The following is a 20,259-nucleotide window of genomic DNA, read 5'->3' as shown; positions in this document are numbered from 1 at the left end:
GAAATATAAAAAAATTATGGTAAAATTTATCAAGGGCTTTTCTTTAAAAATAATGAAATTAAAAAAGCTATTGAATGTATCTGGATAAAAATAGCAAAGGAGGATATCTATGAAAAAAATATTATTATTTTTAACAATTTTCGGTATGTTAATATCAGCGGGCATTGTTTCAGCAGAAACAACTACCGCATTAAAGACCGAAAAAATAAAATATCCCAAAGGGATAAGAAGTGTAACATCTGTAACGGAAGTTTTTGGAACAGGACAGCAAATTACACATATTATTGTAGAATTTAATGAAAGGGTAGTAAATTCGCAATTGACAAAGAATACTTTTACAGTATCAGACAGAACTGTTGAAAAAATCTATTCAAATACCCGTCCAGAAAGAACTGATATTGTAAAAGACGGAAGATTTGTCATTATTGAATTAAATCCAAAGGACAGCGGGGCTTCTCTTCGCCTTGAAGGAAATGATGAAGTTGGATTTCAAATGAAAAAGGCAACTTCTAAAATAACACAAAAGGAAGATATTTTATTTACAAATGGTAAAAAATTGGAAAAAAGCATTGCAATACTTGAAAATAATAAAACTAGAAACCTGATTGTGGAAAACTTTAAGCAGTTTGTGTATAAAGATCCAAAAACTGGGACAAGTGTGAAATATAATCTTTATATTCCAAAAAATTATGACAAGAATAAAAAATATCCGCTTGTACTGTTTATGCACGATAAGGGAGTTCTGAGCGAAGACACGAAAACTGCTTTATTTCAAGGAAATGGCGCAACTTCATTTGCAGCTCCTGAAGAACAGGCAAGACATGAGGCATTTGTGCTAGCTCCTCAATATTCAAGACAAGTAGTGGATGACAACGGAGATATTACAAGTGATCTGGATGCAACCGTAAATTTGATAAGAGATTATTTAATTTCAAAATATAGCATCAATGAAAAAAAATTATATGCAACAGGACAGTCAATGGGTGGAATGATGGCTATTGTCATGAACTACAAATATCCAGAATTGTTTGCAGCTTCATATTTGGTAGCTTGCCAATGGAATCCAAAAGAAGTGTCTACTATGGCAAAAAATAATCTATGGATAACAGTTTCAACTGGCGATGCGAAAGCCTATCCAGGAATGAATGCAATTACAAGCGAACTTATAAAAAGAGGAGCCACAGTAGCAAAAGACAATTGGAGAGCCGATTACACAGATGCACAATTTCTAGAAGGCGCAAGAAAGGTTATTGCCCAAAAGTCAAACATAAAATATACAACACTTGAAAAGGGCACAAATCCATATTTGCCAAAAGATGCCAATCCAGGTTTAGAACACTCTGGAACTTGGAAAGTAGCCTATAATATACCTGGAATAAAAGACTGGATGTTTTTACAGTCAAAACAATGAAAAGCATTGAGAAATTTTAAATAAAAATAGGAAACAGGAAGGGAGAAACTTTGACTTTTAGCTATTTTAGTCCAATTCACATAGAAACCTTTGTAGTATCAACTTTAATTTGCATATTTTTATTTTATATTCCAAGAATTTTTAAGAATGTAAACATAGAAAAATATTCAACAATTTTAGGTTATTTTTTATTAATATTTAAAATAATCGACTCAATTTACAGGTTAATGTACCAAAATGAGCCTATAACCAACGTTATGCCAATACATCTTTGTAACTTTGCAGCAATTTTCGCAGGATTATATCTAATTTTCAGGACAAAATTTTTATATAATGCTGTTTACTATTTAACTTTTGGACCAGTTTTAGCATTAATTTTACCTGGAATAATCTATTATCACGATAATTATTACGTATATATTTTTATGATAATGCATGCGCTTATTGTATTTACAACTTTTTTTGGATCCGCTTATTTAGGTGGAAAACCTACAAAAAAAGGACTTATTCAATCAATAATTACATTACTTCTCATATTTTTATATGCATTTACATATAATTTTATTTTTAAAGGAATAAACGCAATGTTTTTAAGAACTCATATTATTTCACAAGTGAGTTTTATAAAACCAATCTGGCTATATGATATTGTTTTAATATTGACAATGATTTTTTTACAATTTTTGCTATATCTTCCAACTAAGAAAGAAAATAAATAAAATTTTGAATTGCAAGATTTAAGAAGTGAAAAAATTAAGAAGAAATAAAAGTACACCACTGATATTAGTATTATTATGTATATATGATTTTAGTATTTGGTGTACTTTTTTTAATGGAAATATTATTCAGCTTCAATAGCTGCTTTTTCTTGTTCAAATTTTTCTAAAATAACTTTTGTTATTTCAGCACGAAGTTCAGGTTTGATAGGATGAACTATGTCCTTAAATTCTCCATTTGGCATTCTTCTTGATGGCATTGCCACAAAAAGTCCGTTTTGTCCGTCAATTATTTTTAATCCGTGAACGACAAAACTTTCGTCAAATGTAATGTCGGCATAAGCCTTCAATCTTTCGATGTTTTCTGTCTGTCTTCCAATTCTAATACGAATATCAGTTACTTTCATAAGTCTTCTCCTTATTTTATAGTTTTATTTTCCAATACAATTATACCTTATTTATCGTAAAAAACAAGAGAGAAAATGATAAAGAATATAATATTTCCTTAATTTATTTAAAGTAACTTTAAGTACAGATTATTCAATTATCTCAATATAGTCTTCAATAAATTCTTTTTTCAGACTTTCAGGCGGTAAATCCAGCACTTTTACCTTTATATTTTTATTAAAATATTTTATTTCAAAAATATCGCCTTTTTTCACATCATAGGAAGATTTTTTAGGATCTCCATTTACAACGATGTTTCCATTATCTGCAAGTTCCTTTGCCACTGTTCTTCTTTTTATAATTCTTGTTACCTTTAAAAATTTATCTAAACGCATTTTTTATTTTACTCCTAAATTTTCATTATTTAGACATGTTCAATAGCCTGTTTTTTTATTTTATTAAATTCTAAATTTTCATGGTTATCAAACAGGTTTATTTTATATTTTTCATTCCTTCATACCATGCTGTATTTGTTTCTACAAATCCTACATTATCATTTTCCTTCAGGAACAATCCTCTCACTTTACTCTTTTTATTGCTGAAAATATGCGGATTATCAGTTGTTGACTTAGCCATTAGGGCCTTTTTGATTTTTTCCTGATCTTCCTTTGACAAAGTTCTTGTATTAAACACAATTGGTCCATTATAAACAGGAATTGATTTTATAACTGTAAAACTTTTTCCTGCAAATTCTCCAAACGGTGCAACTGCTCCTTTTTTAACTTTATATGTAGCCCCTGAATTAAAGTCTTTTCCAGCAACTAATTCATATATTGTAAATGATTTTGGAATAGCAAATGTTGCAACATCAACATCCCCTTTAAATAATAAAACTTGAGTCCCAGGATGCGAGTTTCCAAACATAACTTTTGAAAATACCTTATTTCCCAACAATTCATCTGTATTTTTTAGCCCAAATTCCTTTACAATTACCTCTCCAGGTACTTTAAATCCAGATGTAGAACTGTTTGTAACAAATCCTATTGATTTACCTTTAATCTTTTTCAGGTCAAATCCATTCCCAGAACGGTATTTATCGGCATCTTCCCCTCTTACTGCAATAAAGCTGTAATAAAGGGCATCTTTTAACGTTCCACTTTCTCCTGAATTTGTCAGCACAGCCTCAATATCCTTTGTACGCTTTCTAGCATTCAAATATGCCTCTGCTCCAATATACGCAATTTGTGATTGCCCAGAAACAATATTTTCCACCGTAATATTATAATCAGTTGTCGTAACAATCTCAACCTTTTTCCCAGTCGCCTCCTGCACAATCCGAGCAAATTCTTCCCTTGACTTCTTCAATGAATCATTAGTTTCGTTTGGCAAAAATACAATTTTAATCGTATCATTCTTTTTCCCGCAACTAATCGCAAATAAAAAAACTATTACCAGCAACAAACTTCTCAAAATATTTTTTTTCATAATACCTCCGCCATAAAATAATATAAAATTTTTTATATTATAACATTTGTTATTTTCATAGTCAATTCTAAAAATTTTTAAAATAAAAAAATCTTTTTGACAGATATACAACGCTAAATCCCGTTTAAAAATAGAAATTATATCGTGGACTTCGACCGTAATTTGCAAAGTTATACAAAGTTATTTTTATAGTATAAAAAACTAAAGGACACACGGTTATCCAAATAATTTGAAATTTCATTTATATGTAAATCTTTAGCAATTTCAAATTATTGTTACTAATTTAAACTTCCACAAAGTGATTTGCTCGAATCTCTTGGTTAGATACAAATTTATGCAGAAAATTAGTTTTTTTTATTTTACTTCGTCTTTTATTCCAATTCCTTTTCTTGCAATAACAAAAGAAGCACCTATATGGATATTTAATTTCATCCTGTTGCAGAATTTATTCTTAGCAATCCAGCTAGTCCAAGCTGGATTTATTTTTATAACATTTACTTTATTTCTGAAAGCTATATTTGTTATTAGTTTATCGTATAGAGTATATGATAAACTATGCAACATATTATTATATTGCTTACCTTTTTTAGTTTTAGCTTTTTCTGTTTTGAATCTTTTAGCTTTAAAATTCAAATTTTCAATGCAAATATCTTTTCCTGTTTCTAAAGCTCTTTTCAATATTTTAGAAATACATTTTTCTAAGTCAGATTGTGTCTTGCTTCCTTTTCCAAAACGATATTTTAGAATATCAGTTCCTATCAAATTTGAATTTCTATCTATTTCACTCAAAGCAATAAAGCCTTTATTAAAATCAAGTCCAATTGTTCCATAAGTTTTTCTTGTTAAAAAGTTACTTTTATTTTCAATTCTATATTCAAAAGTGCAATGCAAGTAATATCTGCTATTTTTACGAATTATAGAATAAGTTAATGGTGTTGAATTTTTGTTTTGCAATGCTTTTATCAATTCATTCTTATAATTATTAAAATAACATTTTCCAAACACATATTTTGTTTCTGTATCAAATCCAAAATCTTTTCTTATTTTTATGTTAAATTGATTATTTTTATTATTATAACTCAATTGTAACATTTGATTTCTACCAGTTTCATCTTGACTTCCAATATATGTTATTTGACTATCACGCTGTAACAAAAATTTTGCTTTTTTACTTTTTAATAATTTTTTAGTTCCAAAACATAATTTATAATTTCCTGTTTTTATTTCCCATTTAAGTTGTTCAAGTCTCATTTTAAATTTATTTAATCTCATTTTTTTAAATGCTCTTGATTTTTTTAAATTTCGATATGTAAGATGATTGATTGTTATTTTATTATTTAGTTTTTCTTGCAATTTTAAAATTTTATCATCAAGTTTTTCAATACTTTCTTTTAAAGTTTTAATTTTATATTCTTTTTGATAAACTTCATATTTTTTTAATTCAATAAGTGCATTAATGCGTCCTTGAACATCTCTAAGTATAGAATCAGCTGTTCTTCTACTAATATTATACTCTTTCATAAAATCTTGTCTAAATTTTTTATATTCAGTTTTAACTCCTTTTATATTTTCATTCTTGAATATATGAAATGCTTTCCTCTGTAACTTGCAGAAATATACACAAGCATTTTCAAAATATTCAATTATTTCTTTATTATTAGTTTTATGTAGTTGAGTAACAGTTGTATATTTCCGCTTTAGCATTTCCTCCTCCTTTACTTCATTATATCTTCAGTGTCAAAATCAGGTTCTAGTAAATCCTCTTTTACCTTTTCTAAATAATGTTCTACAAAAAATTGTGCTAGTTTTTCTTTCCCAATTAAATCTTCAAGTTCATCAACTGTTCTTAATTCTTTCAGATGTTCAGTCACTATTTTTTTATTTCCTTTGTTTCCATCTATTTTCCCTTTCTTTTCTGTAATTTTATTTTTTTTACTTCTTATTCCATATAATTTTCCTGAAAAAGAAGCCATAAGTGACATTATATCTTCCATAAGTTCCTGCTCTATAGACTTTTTAACATCAACATCCTTAACAACTATTATTTTGGTTTCGTGCATTTCACACATTGTTCTCAAATATTCAAATCCAAATCTTGTCAACCTGTCCTCATAAGTAATAAATATTCTTGAAACTTCATTATTTAAAACCATTCTTAATAGCTTTTGGAACTGTTTTCTTTTATCATTTAATCCACTTCCTACTTCAGATAAAATTACAGGATTTATCAAATCATTATTAGTTTTAATAAGAAACTGTATCTGTCTATCTAAATCTCCATGTTTTTTTTGGTCGTGACTTGAAACTCGACAATATATTACATCTTTTTTTTGCAGGCACTCTATTTCATCACTCCATAAATTATTTGCTTTAAGGAGTTCAATTAATTTATCTTTTGTTAAACTTCTTGTACCATAATCAGTTTTAGAAAATTTTACTTTTCCTAAATTTTCCCAACGCCTTAATGTTCCATTGGTAACACCTACAAACTTTGCCACTTCACCCAATTTGTAAACTTCTTTTTTCAAATCTTTGCTAGAGTACATTTTTTGCTCCTTTTTTACTTTTCTCAATAAATTATACATCATTTTTCAAAAAAAGTTAAGTAAAAAAGGTTATCTAAAGCTATTTTTTTTATAAACTTTAGATAACTTTTAAAAAACTATTGTTTTACCCTCATAACTATAGTAAAATTGCCTTAAAACTGAACTCAAAAGCTATGACTATTTTACTCAAATCCTGGATTTATATAATTTTTAGCAGTATAATTCGCCATTTAAATAGAAAATAGCATAAAAATTTAAAAAATAATTTTTTCAAAAACCTCTCCAATTGAAAAACTCTTAATCTCACCTTTTCCTGCTTCATCCTTTTTTACCAAAACTTCAATTTCTCCATTTTCATTAATATCTTGTGCAATTCCCAGAACTTTTTCATTTCCAAATTTCAATTCTATCTTTTTATTCTTCAAATAATTTATTTCATTTATTTCCTTTAAAATCTCTTCCCACGATCCATTTCCCAAATTTTCACACAATATTTGAAATTCAGAAACAATATTTTTTACAATTTCATCAATTTTATATTTTTTATTTGTCGCCTGTGTCAATGAAATTGCCTTATTTTTCAATTTTTCCGGCAATATATTATTTACATTTATCCCAATTCCAACAATATAGACATTATCTGTTTTTTCCATCAAAATCCCGCATAACTTCTTATTTTCCAAGTAAACATCATTTGTCCATTTAAATTTATACTCTAAATTTTCTATTCCCCCTAATCCTCTTATTGTCGCAAGCCCAGCAATTAAAGGCAATTTCAAGTAATCCTCAATTTCCCAGTTTTCCCTTTCCTCCAAAAAAAAGCTGAAGATAGCCATTCCCTCCATAGAAACCCAGTCATTCTGCCTACGTGCCCTTCCATGAGTCTGATTTTTAGCACAAATAACGTCAAATTCCTCATAATTCCTATGATTTCTTTCCAAATAATCATTCGTTGAACCCAATTCATTAAATTTATACAAATTTATATTTTTTTTCATTTTTTCTCCTTCCATCTATTTATTAATTTAAAAAAATACTCCCATTAAATATAATACTTCAAAATTAATGAGAGTAATGATTTATCTAAATATTATTAAAAGAACTCCTGCTGCTACAGCCGATCCAATTACACCAGCTATATTTGGTCCCATTGCATGCATTAGCAAAAAATTTTTAGGATTTTCAGATTGCCCAATTTTTTGAACAACTCTTGCCGCCATTGGCACTGCTGAAACCCCTGCTGCTCCAATCATCGGATTTACTTTTCCTTTTGTAAATTTATACATTATTTTCCCCAATAGCACTCCTCCCACTGTTCCGAAAGAAAATGCAATTAATCCAAGAATAATGATTTTTATTGTTACAAAATTTAAAAAATGCTCTCCGTCAGCAGTTGCTCCAACTGTCATTCCAAGTACAATTGTAATACAGTATAGCATAGCTCCTCTTGCATGTTCAACTAAATTTGAAACAACACCTGCTTCCTTTATTAGATTCCCAAGCATTAGCATTCCAATTAGCGGAGCTGATGATGGAACTAAAAGAATAACAATGATTGTTACTGCAATTGGAAAAATTATTTTTTCTCTTTGGCTCACAAATCTAAGCTGCTTCATTTCAACCATTCTTTCCTTTTTACTTGTCAATAATTTTATAATTGGCGGCTGAATTACAGGCACAAGAGCCATATAGGAATAAGCTGCAATGGCAATTGATCCCAGTAAATGCGGTGCCAGTTTTGTTGTCAAGTAAATAGCAGTCGGTCCGTCAGCTCCTCCAATAATTCCAATCGAAGCCGCTTCCTTTCCTGTCAATCCCAGCAAAATTGCCCCAAGAAATGCCACAAAAATTCCAAGCTGCGCAGCCGCTCCCAGCAAAAGGCTTTTCGGATTTGCAATAAGCGGTCCAAAATCAGTACTTGCTCCTATCGCCAAAAATATTAATGGCGGATAAATTCCCAATTTTACTCCTTGATACAAATAGTAAAGAAGTCCACCCTTTTCCATAAGTCCTTCATTTGCTACAGCAGGTAAGTTTGCAAGCAGCATTCCAAATGAAATTGGGAGCAGCAAATAAGGTTCGTATTGTTTTTTTATTGCTAAATATAGCAAAATTAGGGAAATTATTATCATGATTAGCTGCCTTCCAGTTATCATAGATATTCCTGTTGTCCCGTAAAGAATTTTTAGTAGTTCCATTTGAAAACCATCCTTTCCTTAGGTTTTTAGTAATATTGAATTTAAAGTAATTTAGGATAATACTGCCAAAACATCATCGGTATTTACTTTATCACCTTTAGTTACTTTAATTTCATTTATAACTCCATCGCAAGGTGCTACAATTGGATTTTCCATTTTCATTGCTTCTAAAATGATGATTTCATCTCCAGCTTTTACCTTTTCTCCGGTTTTTACTTTTACATCCACAATAAGTCCCTGCATTGGAGCTTTTATTACTTCATTTTTTCCAGTTTCCCCTTGTAAAGGTGGATTTTCATTTTTGTCTATTTTTTGTTTACCTTTTGAATCAGCTGAAGTTTCAATGTTTCCATCTTTTTCTGTAACTTCTTCCACTTCCACTTCATAAACTTTTTCTCCAATTCTGATTTTATACAGTTTAATCATATTTGTCATGCCCCTTTGTATTTCCAGATTTTATTTTATTTCCCTAATACTTCTTATTTTTATACGGCTATTCTTATTATCCCCGGCCGCTTCAATCAGAGCCGCCATCATTGCTGCCATCATAGTTTCATCTTTTATTTTTTCCATACTAAATTTTTCTTTTTTATCCAATTCCTTTTCACTGCTTAATTTTTCAGACTTTTCCAAAATTCTATTATCATTTGTTTTTTTATTATCTTCATTTTTCCCCTCAAAATTTGAAAAATATTTAAAAAATGATAACATAAATGAAATTAAAAATAATATGAAAAAAACAATTAACATACTTACAACTGAAATATAAATCGCATCTGCAAATGTTACAGCCGAATTTCCAAACAAAATACTTTTCATATTTTAATTATTCCTTTCATTTTCTATAAAATATCACACAAAAACAACTCTAATTACAAAAACCTAACATTTATCCAAAATTATTTAGAGTAAAATTATATAAAACCGAACTGAAAAATTACAACTGCTTATTCAAAATTTAGTTTAATTAATTTTCACAAGTTCGATTTTAATGGATTCAAATATATTTTTTATTACTTTACTTTGTAATAACTGTCAAACTTTTCCTTATGCGAAAGTTTCATTTTATTTCTAAGATGAACCATATCACTTACAATTTTTTCTTCTGTATGAGTTAATTTTTCCCAATCTATCAGGTTTTCCTTATCACGAGTCTTATTTATTTCCGTATCAAGTTCTAATATTTTTTCAAGTAATGTTTTTTTATTCCAAGCAGTATTTTCATACCAATCTGTTATTTCCTTTAACTTTCTTTTGAAATAATCTATATCTAAATTCATTTTCCACCTCTCTTTGAGTTACCAAATCCCCTCCAGAACCGGGATAATAGAACTCATCAAAAATAGCCTATTTTAAGTCCCGATCTTAAAGAAGTCTTACACCACAGTTAAAAAAGTCATCAATTTACCACATCCTGATTTTTTAAAAAATCACTTCAATATTTTGAACACTTATTTCATCTTTTGATTTTTTTTGTTTTTCTGTTTCCTTTAAATATTTCGCTTCATATTTTTCCTTCAAATAATTTTTTGCAATTTGAGGAAAACACGCATAAGTCAATACATCTTCATCAGACTTTGCCAAGCTTCCAATTTCATTTTTCATCGTATCATATTCATTTTGCAGCAAATCGGCAGGTCTTCCAGTAAATACCTTATCATTTCCAATAATAACCGACTTAATTTCACTAGAAATTTCCACAGGTGATTTCCCGTACATTCCCTTCACATAATCTTTAATTTCCTTCGGAATCATCTTATATCTTTGTCCTGTCAAAACATTAAATACCGACTGCGTTCCAACCATTTGGCTCATTGGAGTTACTAATGGCGGATAACCTAGATCTTTTCTCACCTTTGGAATTTCACGAAGCACATCTTCATATTTATCTTCCGCTCCCTGCGCCTTCAATTGCGACACAAGATTTGAAAGCATTCCTCCAGGCAGCTGATATTCCACAATGCTTGGCTCTACCGCAAGAGCCTTTGGATTTAATGTTCCATTGTCAATGTATTTTTTTCTTATTGGCTTAAAATACTCTGCAATTTCCTTTAAAAGCTCAAGATCCAATCCTGTATCGTATTTTGAGCCTTGCAAAGTTCTAACAAGCGATTCTGTAGGCGGCTGTGAAGTTCCACCTCCAAAAGGCGAAATTGCCGTATCTACAATATCCACTCCAGCCTCAATTGCCTTTAATGTGCTCATTCCAGCTAATCCCGCAGTTGCATGCGTATGTAATTCAAGTGGAACTTTCAAAATGCTTTTTAACTCGCCTACAAGTTCATAAGCCATATTTGGAAGCAGAATTCCAGACATATCCTTTATAGCGATGGAATCTGCTCCCATGCTTTGCATTTCCAAAGCCAGTTTTTTATAATATTCAATCGTGTGAACTGGGCTAATTGTATAGCAAATAGCAAGCTGGCTATGCCCTCCATATTTTTTAGTGCTTTCAGATGCCTGTCTTATATTTCTCGTATCATTCAAAGCATCAAATATTCTAATAATATCAATTCCATTTTTTATTGAAAGTTCAACAAACTTATCCACAATATCATCTGCATAATGCCGATAACCAAGTAAATTTTGTCCTCTTAAAAGCATTTGCAGCTTTGTATTTTTAGCTCTTTTCCTAATTTCCCGCAGTCTTTCCCACGGATCTTCATGTAAAAATCTAATTGCCGCATCATAAGTTGCTCCACCCCAGACTTCCATTGCATAATATCCAACTTTATCCATTGTTTCTATTATTGGAAGCATTTCAGCAGTTGTCATCCTTGTTGCCATAAGTGACTGATGCCCATCTCTTAACGATGTTTCTGTTATTTTTACTCTTCCCATAAAAACCTCCCTGTTTTAAAGCTGTCATAAAATAAACAGTTAATCTACTCAAAATACGATGGTCCAGCATTTACAATATGTTCTGGCATATTTGGATATTTTGTTTCAAAATTTTCTCTAAACATTTTAGCAAGTTTTTTAGCAGCTGCTTCATAGGCTTCCTTATTTGCCCACGTATCTACCGGATTTAACAGTTCACTTGGAACATTTGGGCAATATTGCGGAATTTCCAGGTTGAAAATATCATCGTGTCTGTATTCCACTTCATCTAAATCACCGTTTAACGCTGCTGTTACCATCGCCCTTGTATATGTTAAGTTCATACGATTTCCAACACCGTAAGGTCCGCCAGACCAACCTGTATTTATTAAAAATACTTTTGTATTGTGAAGATCTATCTTTTTACCTAGCATTTCTGCATAAACTGATGGATCAAGCGGCATAAATGGTTCTCCAAAGCAAGTTGAGAATGTAGGCTGCGGTTCTGTAATTCCACGTTCAGTTCCAGCCAGCTTAGAAGTAAATCCTGTTACAAAATGATAAATTGCCGCATCTCTCGAAAGTCTTGAAACAGGCGGTAAAACACCAAATGCATCTGCTGTCAAAAATATTACAACATTTGGAATTCCTCCAATTCCAGGAATTTGTGCATTTTTTATATGATTAATCGGATACCCAACTCTTGTATTTTCAGTTAAGCTCTTGTCATAAAAGTCAAATTCACGTGTACTTGGATTCATTACGACATTTTCCACAAGACTTCCAAATTTTATCGCATTATAAATATCAGGCTCGTGTTCTGGAGCAAGATTTATACATTTTGCATAACATCCTCCTTCAAAGTTGAAAATGCTATGATCTGACCATCCATGTTCATCATCTCCGATTAACTTACGGTTAGGATCTGTTGAAAGCGTAGTTTTTCCAGTTCCTGAAAGCCCGAAAAATATAGCAGTCTGTCCAGTGTTTGGATCCATATTGGCAGAACAGTGCATAGGCAATACATCCATTTCAGGCATTACAAAGTTCATTATTGAAAATACGCTTTTCTTTATTTCCCCTGAATATTCTGTTCCGCAAATAATTCCAACTTTTGCTTCATAATCAATAATTATTGCAGCCGATGAATTTATTCCATCAATTTTTGCATTGCATTTAAATCCTGGCGCCGCAATTACTGTAAAGTCAGCATGTCCATAATCCTTTAATTCTTCCTCTGTCGGACGGATTAAAAGCTGATGTATAAATAAATTTTGGCTAGCTCGTTCATTTATTATTCTAAATTTCTTTCTGCAGGCTGGATCTGCTCCCGCCATTCCATCAAATATAAATATTTCCCGATTTTGCAAATATGCAATCAATTTATTATAAATAGAATCAAATTTTTCCTTTTCAATAGGCTTATTCACATTCCCCCAAGCAATTTTTTCATGAACCCCTGGAGTGTCAACAATATATTTATCCTTAGGCGAACGTCCTGTATACTTCCCTGTCGTCACAACCAAAGCTCCACTGCTTGACAATGTACCTTCCCCTCTTTTTAATGCATGTTCAACAAGTTCCGCAGGTGTCAAATTTCTATAAATTTGGATTACATTTACTATTCCTAATTTTTCCAAATCTTTTGTTACTTTTTTCATAATACTCCCTCCGTATTTAAAAAATTTGTAGTCATTTGTAAAAATAAATGTATTTAATAAACCAATATCTTTTATTTCAACAAAGGTCAATATTCTTTAAATTTCCTAGTCTTTACTTTTACAATCAATCTATCATAAAATTAGCAATTAACACCAATAAAACAAAAAATCCCTACTTTTATGTAGGGAAACACAAAATATTTTTAATTTTGAATTTGTTTGGGTTATGTTAAATTTATAATAATATTTTTATAAAAAATAAATACAAAATTCTTTTGATATTAAATCTTAAAAGCAATTTAAATTTACAATTTAGATACATATCAAAAAATTACAATTTTATAGCCAGCAGTTTTTTTAATATGTATCAAAAATCCGATAATAATGATCTTTAATACAAATATTACTCTATTCTAGCCATATAATTGCCTAAAAGCATATTTAACATTATTTTTTCCCTACACTAGTATTATCCCACATTTTTCCTAAAAGTCAATATTTTTTTTAAAATTTTAATTAAAAGAATATTCTATGAAAGATTAAATTTATTATAAAGATATACTGTGATATAAATTAAAAATAATATGATTATGAAGTATCCCTAGACCCTTAACCATCGAACTTATTCAAGATTAGCCATAAATACTCTTTAAATATTCTCGTTTAGTTTTTTTGCAAAATAAATTTGAATAACAACCATATATTGTGGTATAATAATAACAAGTTGTAAACATAAATGGAGAGAAAATGATAAAATTAATTTTACTAGATGTAGATGGAACACTGACCGATGGTGGAATCTATCTTGGAAATAGTGGCGAAGAACTAAAAAAATTCAATGTAAAAGACGGCTATGCCATCGTAAATGTACCAAAGCTCGGCATTGAATTTGGAATTATTACAGGTGGAAAATCTGAATTATTAAAAAGACGTGCTGAAAAACTAAAAATAAAATACCTTTTCCAGGGAATTTCTGAAAAGACTTTAATACTGGATGAAATTATAAATCAAACAGGACTAAAGGAAGAAGAAATAGCCTACATGGGCGATGATCTAAATGACATGGCAATCATAAAAAGAATCGGTTTTTCTGGAACTCCGCTAGATGGAGCAAACGAAGTAAAATCAATCGCTGATTTTATTTCTACTAAAAATGGCGGTGAAGGGGCAGTACGTGAATTTATAGAAGTTATTTTAAAAAAAGAAAATTTATTTCAAAAATTTTTATCAATCATAAAATAAATTAAATTTTTTTCATTAAACAAGACCTTAAATATTCATATTAAAGAATTTTATTTGAAATTGACAAAAGTTATTTTTATTAATATTTGTTTTTTTGTTTTTTTTAATATTTTTCTTTTTTTCAAACGTAAAGGGGATCAGTCGCCATCCCCTTTACAATCCCCGCTTGTCTAAGCATTTTTTTGAAATGAAATTGAAACTCGCTTTTTAATAAAAGTTCTTATAAACTTTTTAAACTAATTACAATTTAAAAAGTTTGAAAAAGCTCAAACAGTCAATTTCATTCCAAAAAAATCACGACATTCTAATTCAATTACAATAGATTATCTAACTAAAACAAATATCAAGCAAAATTTCGTTAAAGAAAAAATAACTGTTTGAGATTTTGGAACATATTTTAAATTGTATTCAGTTATCTGTGTTAAAATAACTTTGATTCAAAATCGAGTTTTATTTTTTCTTTATAAGAAAGTTTTGCGTAAGCCGGGTTGTAAGGGCGTGGCGTTTGACGCCCTTACGTTAAAAAAAATTAATTAAGAAAATAAGAAAAAAACAATTATTCATAAAAATAATCTATGAAAATGTAAATTATAAAAAAATCTCAAATATGAATCTTTAGGAAATAGGTTTAGAATGAATTTATTAATTAAATAAAAAATAATCAGAAAATATAAAAAATTATTTTTAGGAGGAAATAATGGCAATAAAATATTTGGATGCCAAAAGGCTAAAATTAGTGTTTATTGGCGGTGGAAAATGGGTTACAAAACATGAGGAGCTTTTAAATGAACTGAATGTTTATCCAGTTCCTGATGGAGATACTGGGAGCAATATGTCAATGACATTAAATTCAATGATAAATGATCTGGAAGAAAAGACAGATGAAAAAATAAAAATGCCTCAGCTTATAGATGTAGTTGAAGAGGCTGTATTGATGGGAGCTCGTGGAAATTCAGGGACAATTTTGTCACAAGTAATCACAGGGTTTTTAAGAGGGATTGGTGAAAAAGTTAAGCTGTTACCAAAAGATGTGGCAGAAGCTCTTGTGAGCGCAAAGGAAACTGCTTATAATGCTGTAAGTGAACCTGTTGAAGGGACAATGCTTACGGTTATTAGAAAAATTTCTGAAAAGGCTACAGAATGTGCTGAAAAATTTGAAGATTTGGTGGCATTTTTGAAGGAGATTGTAGAGGCTGGGAAAAAGGCTGTGGATGAAACGCCTGAACTGCTTCCAAAATTGAAAGAGGCTGGAGTAGTTGATGCTGGTGGAAAAGGGCTGTTTTTCTTTTTTGAGGGATTTTATAAGGTTACAACTGAATTGAACCTGCTAGCTGAATTGCAAAAGGCTCAAGTTAAGGAAAATGAATTTGACAAGACAATAGCAAATATTAATCATGATCCTGAAAGCATACATTTTCAATACTGTACTGAATTTATCATTTTAAATGGTAACTTTGATACAGATGAATATAAAAAACGTGTGCTGGAATTGGGAGATTCTGCTGTATTTGCACAAACTTCTAAAAAGTTTAAGACTCACATTCATACAAACCATCCTGGAAAAGCGATTGAAATCGCATTGGAATATGGACCGCTGGAAAAAATGAAGGTGGAAAATATGAAGTTACAGCACGATAATTTGCAAATTTTCAGTGAAAAGGATGAAGCAAAGATTTTTGCAAATAAAAAAATTGATAAAACAAAATCAGCCTTTGTGATTTTGGCGGATTCTGAAAATTTGAAGGATGAATTTTTAAAACTTGGTGCAGATGTGGTAATCTTGGGAGGACAAAGTAAAAATCCAAGTGTTCAGGAAATATTGAATGCCATTGGAAAAACTGAAAAGGAAAATGTTTACATTCTTCCAAACAATAAAAATGTAATTACAACAGCAAAAATGGCAGCTGAAAAATCTAAAAAAACAGTTGTTGTTCTAGATACAAAAACAATGCTTGACGGATATTATTTTCTAAGAAATAAAGATACTGACATTGATGAGTTAAAAGAAGCAGCTTCCAGAAACTATTCCGTGGAAATTACAAAGGCTGTAAGAGATACAAAAATTGAAGACTTGTCAATAGAAAAAGATGACTTTATCGGGCTTGTAAACGGGAAAATAAAATATGCAAAAAAATCATTAAAAGAAGTGGCAGATGCAATATTAGATGACTTGGTAACTAAAAATACAATAACTGCAGTTGTTGTAAGCGGAAATGAAAAGGATGAAGCTTCACAAAAAAGTATTGAAGAAAAACTGGCAGGATTGAAAACTGCAAATATTAATGGAAATCAGGAAAATTACTATTATTACTTGTATATTGAAAATAAAGATCCAAATATGCCTGAAATTGCTATTTTAACAGATTCTGTATCAGATTTGACAGATGAAGACATCGAAGGGCTTCCAATAAAGGTAGTTCCTTTAAGAATTGATATAAATGGGGAACTTTATAAGGATGGTGTAGAAATTTCAAAATCAGAATTCTGGCATCAAATGTTGGATAATAATGCGAGAATTAAGACATCTCAGCCATCACCGCAAGACTTTTTAAATGCCTATAATAAGTTATTTGAAAAAGGATATAAAAAGATTATTTCAATACATCCATCATCAAAATTAAGTGGAACAATACAAGCGGCAAAAGTTGGAAGAAGTCTTACAAATAGAGAAAATGACATAGAATTAATCGACAGTTTAGGAGCTTCGTTACTGCAAGGATTCCTTGTGCTGGGAGCGGCAGGAAAATCAGTAAGGGGAGAAAGTTTTACAGAAATTATCAACTGGGTAAATAACTTTAGAACTAAAGGTAAGCTTCTTATGATTATTCCAGACTTGAAATATCTTGAAAAAGGTGGAAGAATTGGAAAGGCAAGTTCAACAATAGCTGGAGCATTGAACATGAAACCTATCTTGACTGTAAATCAAGGGGAAGTTACAGTTGAGAAAAAAGTTCTTGGTGAACGCAATGCACAAAAATACATTGAAAAATATATTGAACGTGAAAGTAAAAAACAAAGCATCGTACTTATGAGCGGATGGGGTGGAACTCCAACTGAACTTGAAAATGTTGTGAGAATTTATTCAGAAGTGGAAAATAATCCAAAAATTAACTCATTGATATTAAATAGGGAAATCGGGGCGGTAATAGGAGCTCATGCAGGCCCAGTTTATGGAGTATTCATATTCCCAAGATTAAGTTAATTAATTACAAAATTAAATTTTAAACATAAATAAGCAGAAAGAGGTACAGCTTTGAAATTTAAGTTTTTTGATGAAATAAATTCAACAAATACATATTTACGACGACAGCTAAGAATCGAAGAATTTGAAGTAATCGTAGCCAAAAAACAGACAGATGGAAAAGGAAAAAGGGACAGCACATGGATTTCAAGCGAAGGTGCCGCCCTCTTTTCCTTCGGTATCAATGACAATTATGAACTGGATGAAAAAATTACAATTTTTACAGGATATATTGTCTATAAAGTACTAAAAAATTATATAGAAAATAAAGAAAAGCTGACTTTCAAATGGCCAAACGACATTTATTATGAAAACAAAAAAATATGCGGAATTCTTTGTGAAAAAGTAAGAGATCACATAATAATCGGTATTGGAATAAACATCAACAACACCGATTTTGGAATATTCCGTGAAAAAGCAATCGCACTTGTGGAAATTACAGGAAAAAAACACTCAGTACAAAACATAATAGAAGAAATCGTTTCAACTTTTGAAAATGAATTCCATAGTTTAAACAGAGAATGGGAAAGCATATTACACATAGTAAATGAAAACAGTTATTTGAAAGGCAAAAAAATAGTAATTCAGAAAAATGGAAAATTTTCAGAAAAGGAATATAGATTTTTACGTGTAGATAGAAGAGGCAGAATTTCAATTATTGCTAGAGGAGATAGTGATGAACTGAAATTTTCTTCGTTGGAATTTAAAGTTCTATAAAATTTAATTAAAAATTTTAACTTTAAATTTTTAATAATTTTGAATTTTAAAAGACTGCTGAAAAATTCTTAGCAGTCTCTTTTTTTTTATAAAAATTCTTTTTTTATTATTTCTGATATTATATTATTATTTCCCCATATGGCAGGAGAATCATAAGCTCGATCTGGAAATACACCATACTCTAATTTTATTTTTAAGTTATTTTCTTTTAAAAATGATTCAACTTTTTCTTTTAAACTTACAGGTTTACCGGAACAGCAATTTATAATTCCAGTTATATCAGTTTGTAAAGCCGCTTTTGAAATCATCTCTGCTAATATCTCTATATTAATAAAGTCATATTTATTTTTTCCTGTAGTAAATGGAAAAGTTTTAGCACCTTCTTCTTCTTTTTGTAATATTTTAGAAAAAATAGAATTATTATTCCTATCATCACCTTGTATATAAAATACTCTAAGCCATTTTATTAATAATTCCTTATCGCTCTCTTCTAATATTTTCAAAGATTGTCTCAAACTATTTTTTGCTATACCATAAAAAGAAATAGGATTAGTACTAGTATTGTTATCAACTTCTCCTTCCCAGTATCCAATTTCATGCATAGTTCCTATAACATTTATATTTTTTATACCAAATTCATGTATTTTCTTTAAAAATTTATAATGTAATGAAATATCTTCAAGATGAGTAATAGAATTGTGTACAAATCCATTACGCCATGCTAAATGAATACAAGTCCCTACATTTTCCAAATTAGAAAAAAGATAGTCAGTATTTTCAAATATATTAGCTTCTATTTTTTTTACTTTATCATTTATTTTATCTAAAGAAATATCAGCAGCTACTACTTCAATGTTATTATTTAACAAATAATTTATAACATTTTTTCCTATATATCCATTAGCTCCTGTTACTAAAACCTTTTGTTTCATTTATTCTCCTAATCATTTACCAAATAAATTATTTTTTATATCTTTTTATACATTCCTTATTTCTTGTTTTTCTTTCCTTATCAAAAAACCATCCCCATTTATTAAAATATTTTATAGCTGAGTTTATATGTGCAATCATCATTTTTCGTGTTTTATAGGATGCTTTTCCATGTTTATGAATTATCTTTACTTCAGGATAAAATATTATTTTGTATTTTTGTCCAATTCTTCTACACAAATCATAATCTTCCATATACATGAAATATCTAGTATCAAACATTCCAACATTTTTCAAAATATCTGTTCTTATAAACATAAGACATCCAGATAGAATTGGAACTTCCATTATTGAATTATAATCACACCATCTCATCTCATAATTATAATCCATTTTATCTACAATAGATTTTATTGGAAAAAATCTTCTAAATATTAAATTTAATGGTGTAGGCAATAACCTGCAAGATTTATTTACTTCTCCACTGGATTCATATATTTTCGGTCCTATCTGCCCAATTTCAGGATTTTTTCTCATATAATCAATCATTTTTTCAATAGTATTTTCTTCAAAAATTATATCAGCATTCAATATTATATGAAATTCTGCTTTTTCTTTAAAATTATCATCCATTAATTTTTTTAACACAATATTATGACCTGATCCAAATCCATTATTTGAATTATTAAAGATATATTCTATTCTATCATCTGAAAAATTTTTTATAAAATTTCTCAAAGTATCTTTTTCAGAATTATCTGATATCCATAGTTTAAATTTTAATTTTGTTTTTTGAAAACAACCTATGATTTGAGTTAATTCCTTTTGGTCAGTATTATAAGTCACTATACAAGCTGTAAAGTCATACATACAAAATCCTCCACTCTTTTTTTAATTAGTAAGAT

At 29.6% G+C, this 20,259-nt stretch carries 19 protein-coding genes; 5 read left to right on the top strand and 14 right to left on the bottom strand.

The window, feature by feature from the left end; translation table 11 throughout:
* The first annotated feature begins 109 nt into the window (after positions 1–109).
* A complete protein-coding gene (locus HW276_RS01115) occupies positions 110–1,411 on the top strand; it encodes an alpha/beta hydrolase-fold protein (RefSeq protein ID WP_178937090.1) in 1,302 nt (433 codons plus the stop codon).
* A 50-nt stretch (positions 1,412–1,461) separates the two neighbouring features.
* Positions 1,462–2,130, top strand: coding sequence for a TIGR02206 family membrane protein (locus tag HW276_RS01110; protein ID WP_178937089.1), 669 nt, complete (start codon positions 1,462–1,464; stop codon positions 2,128–2,130).
* A gap of 122 nt (positions 2,131–2,252) precedes the next feature.
* Here the strand turns inward: HW276_RS01110 and spoVG are convergent, their stop codons facing one another.
* From spoVG to pckA, 12 genes are all read right to left on the bottom strand, one after another.
* On the bottom strand, positions 2,253–2,534 hold the full coding sequence (gene spoVG, locus HW276_RS01105) for a septation regulator SpoVG (protein ID WP_010128751.1): 282 nt from the start codon (positions 2,532–2,534) through the stop codon (positions 2,253–2,255).
* 129 nt (positions 2,535–2,663) lie between these two features.
* On the bottom strand, positions 2,664–2,909 hold the full coding sequence (locus tag HW276_RS01100; protein ID WP_178937088.1) for an RNA-binding S4 domain-containing protein: 246 nt from the start codon (positions 2,907–2,909) through the stop codon (positions 2,664–2,666).
* Positions 2,910–3,006: 97 nt separating this feature from the next.
* Positions 3,007–3,999: a phosphate/phosphite/phosphonate ABC transporter substrate-binding protein gene (locus HW276_RS01095; RefSeq protein WP_178937087.1), complete on the bottom strand. Its 993-nt coding sequence runs from the start codon at positions 3,997–3,999 to the stop codon at positions 3,007–3,009.
* 354 nt (positions 4,000–4,353) lie between these two features.
* A complete protein-coding gene (locus HW276_RS01090; RefSeq protein ID WP_178937086.1) occupies positions 4,354–5,703 on the bottom strand; it encodes a hypothetical protein in 1,350 nt (449 codons plus the stop codon).
* An 11-nt stretch (positions 5,704–5,714) separates the two neighbouring features.
* On the bottom strand, positions 5,715–6,545 hold the full coding sequence (locus tag HW276_RS01085; protein ID WP_178937085.1) for an IS607 family transposase: 831 nt from the start codon (positions 6,543–6,545) through the stop codon (positions 5,715–5,717).
* Between the two features lie 254 nt (positions 6,546–6,799).
* A complete protein-coding gene (locus tag HW276_RS01080; RefSeq protein ID WP_178937084.1) occupies positions 6,800–7,543 on the bottom strand; it encodes a biotin--[acetyl-CoA-carboxylase] ligase in 744 nt (247 codons plus the stop codon).
* A gap of 81 nt (positions 7,544–7,624) precedes the next feature.
* The gene (locus HW276_RS01075; RefSeq protein ID WP_178937083.1) at positions 7,625–8,743 is read right to left on the bottom strand and encodes a sodium ion-translocating decarboxylase subunit beta; all 1,119 of its coding nucleotides are present in this window, start codon (positions 8,741–8,743) and stop codon (positions 7,625–7,627) included.
* A 51-nt stretch (positions 8,744–8,794) separates the two neighbouring features.
* Positions 8,795–9,169, bottom strand: a complete 375-nt coding sequence (locus HW276_RS01070) for an acetyl-CoA carboxylase biotin carboxyl carrier protein subunit (RefSeq protein ID WP_147002779.1) — start codon at positions 9,167–9,169, stop codon at positions 8,795–8,797.
* Between the two features lie 30 nt (positions 9,170–9,199).
* On the bottom strand, positions 9,200–9,562 hold the full coding sequence (locus tag HW276_RS01065; RefSeq protein WP_147002778.1) for an OadG family protein: 363 nt from the start codon (positions 9,560–9,562) through the stop codon (positions 9,200–9,202).
* Between the two features lie 194 nt (positions 9,563–9,756).
* Positions 9,757–10,023 (bottom strand): hypothetical protein, encoded by a 267-nt coding sequence (locus HW276_RS01060; protein ID WP_147002777.1) that lies wholly within the window; start codon positions 10,021–10,023, stop codon positions 9,757–9,759.
* Between the two features lie 142 nt (positions 10,024–10,165).
* Entirely contained in the window at positions 10,166–11,584 is a 1,419-nt protein-coding gene (locus HW276_RS01055; RefSeq protein ID WP_178937082.1) for an oxaloacetate decarboxylase subunit alpha, read from the bottom strand.
* Positions 11,585–11,628: 44 nt separating this feature from the next.
* Positions 11,629–13,224 (bottom strand): phosphoenolpyruvate carboxykinase (ATP), encoded by a 1,596-nt coding sequence (gene pckA, locus HW276_RS01050; RefSeq protein ID WP_147002775.1) that lies wholly within the window; start codon positions 13,222–13,224, stop codon positions 11,629–11,631.
* Between the two features lie 747 nt (positions 13,225–13,971).
* Here pckA and HW276_RS01045 point away from each other — a divergent pair.
* From HW276_RS01045 to HW276_RS01035, 3 genes are all read left to right on the top strand, one after another.
* Complete coding sequence (locus tag HW276_RS01045; RefSeq protein WP_178937081.1) at positions 13,972–14,466, top strand: HAD family hydrolase; 495 nt, start codon at positions 13,972–13,974, stop codon at positions 14,464–14,466.
* Between the two features lie 697 nt (positions 14,467–15,163).
* The gene (locus tag HW276_RS01040) at positions 15,164–17,668 is read left to right on the top strand and encodes a DegV family protein (RefSeq protein WP_147002773.1); all 2,505 of its coding nucleotides are present in this window, start codon (positions 15,164–15,166) and stop codon (positions 17,666–17,668) included.
* A gap of 51 nt (positions 17,669–17,719) precedes the next feature.
* Positions 17,720–18,424, top strand: a complete 705-nt coding sequence (locus HW276_RS01035) for a biotin--[acetyl-CoA-carboxylase] ligase (RefSeq protein ID WP_147002772.1) — start codon at positions 17,720–17,722, stop codon at positions 18,422–18,424.
* An 86-nt stretch (positions 18,425–18,510) separates the two neighbouring features.
* Here HW276_RS01035 and HW276_RS01030 read toward each other — a convergent pair whose 3' ends face one another.
* A complete protein-coding gene (locus HW276_RS01030; protein WP_178937080.1) occupies positions 18,511–19,356 on the bottom strand; it encodes an NAD(P)-dependent oxidoreductase in 846 nt (281 codons plus the stop codon).
* 28 nt (positions 19,357–19,384) lie between these two features.
* Positions 19,385–20,224, bottom strand: a complete 840-nt coding sequence (locus tag HW276_RS01025; protein WP_178937079.1) for a glycosyltransferase family 2 protein — start codon at positions 20,222–20,224, stop codon at positions 19,385–19,387.
* Between the last annotated feature and the right edge of the window lie 35 nt (positions 20,225–20,259).

The sequence above is a fragment of the Leptotrichia sp. oral taxon 417 genome (assembly GCF_013394865.1).
Classification (GTDB): domain Bacteria; phylum Fusobacteriota; class Fusobacteriia; order Fusobacteriales; family Leptotrichiaceae; genus Leptotrichia; species Leptotrichia wadei_A.
This window is presented reverse-complemented; position numbering and strand designations above follow the sequence as displayed.

What these genes read in the sequence shown, in the direction of transcription:
- HW276_RS01115 (WP_178937090.1), top strand. Translation starts at nt 110, where the DNA reads ATGAAAAAAATATTATTATTTTTAACAATTTTCGGTATGTTAATATCA.
- spoVG (WP_010128751.1), bottom strand. Translation starts at nt 2,534, where the DNA reads ATGAAAGTAACTGATATTCGTATTAGAATTGGAAGACAGACAGAAAAC.
- HW276_RS01100 (WP_178937088.1), bottom strand. Translation starts at nt 2,909, where the DNA reads ATGCGTTTAGATAAATTTTTAAAGGTAACAAGAATTATAAAAAGAAGA.
- HW276_RS01095 (WP_178937087.1), bottom strand. Translation starts at nt 3,999, where the DNA reads ATGAAAAAAAATATTTTGAGAAGTTTGTTGCTGGTAATAGTTTTTTTA.
- HW276_RS01090 (WP_178937086.1), bottom strand. Translation starts at nt 5,703, where the DNA reads ATGCTAAAGCGGAAATATACAACTGTTACTCAACTACATAAAACTAAT.
- HW276_RS01085 (WP_178937085.1), bottom strand. Translation starts at nt 6,545, where the DNA reads ATGTACTCTAGCAAAGATTTGAAAAAAGAAGTTTACAAATTGGGTGAA.
- HW276_RS01080 (WP_178937084.1), bottom strand. Translation starts at nt 7,543, where the DNA reads ATGAAAAAAAATATAAATTTGTATAAATTTAATGAATTGGGTTCAACG.
- HW276_RS01075 (WP_178937083.1), bottom strand. Translation starts at nt 8,743, where the DNA reads ATGGAACTACTAAAAATTCTTTACGGGACAACAGGAATATCTATGATA.
- HW276_RS01070 (WP_147002779.1), bottom strand. Translation starts at nt 9,169, where the DNA reads ATGATTAAACTGTATAAAATCAGAATTGGAGAAAAAGTTTATGAAGTG.
- HW276_RS01065 (WP_147002778.1), bottom strand. Translation starts at nt 9,562, where the DNA reads ATGAAAAGTATTTTGTTTGGAAATTCGGCTGTAACATTTGCAGATGCG.
- HW276_RS01060 (WP_147002777.1), bottom strand. Translation starts at nt 10,023, where the DNA reads ATGAATTTAGATATAGATTATTTCAAAAGAAAGTTAAAGGAAATAACA.
- HW276_RS01055 (WP_178937082.1), bottom strand. Translation starts at nt 11,584, where the DNA reads ATGGGAAGAGTAAAAATAACAGAAACATCGTTAAGAGATGGGCATCAG.
- pckA (WP_147002775.1), bottom strand. Translation starts at nt 13,224, where the DNA reads ATGAAAAAAGTAACAAAAGATTTGGAAAAATTAGGAATAGTAAATGTA.
- HW276_RS01045 (WP_178937081.1), top strand. Translation starts at nt 13,972, where the DNA reads ATGATAAAATTAATTTTACTAGATGTAGATGGAACACTGACCGATGGT.
- HW276_RS01040 (WP_147002773.1), top strand. Translation starts at nt 15,164, where the DNA reads ATGGCAATAAAATATTTGGATGCCAAAAGGCTAAAATTAGTGTTTATT.
- HW276_RS01030 (WP_178937080.1), bottom strand. Translation starts at nt 19,356, where the DNA reads ATGAAACAAAAGGTTTTAGTAACAGGAGCTAATGGATATATAGGAAAA.
- HW276_RS01025 (WP_178937079.1), bottom strand. Translation starts at nt 20,224, where the DNA reads ATGTATGACTTTACAGCTTGTATAGTGACTTATAATACTGACCAAAAG.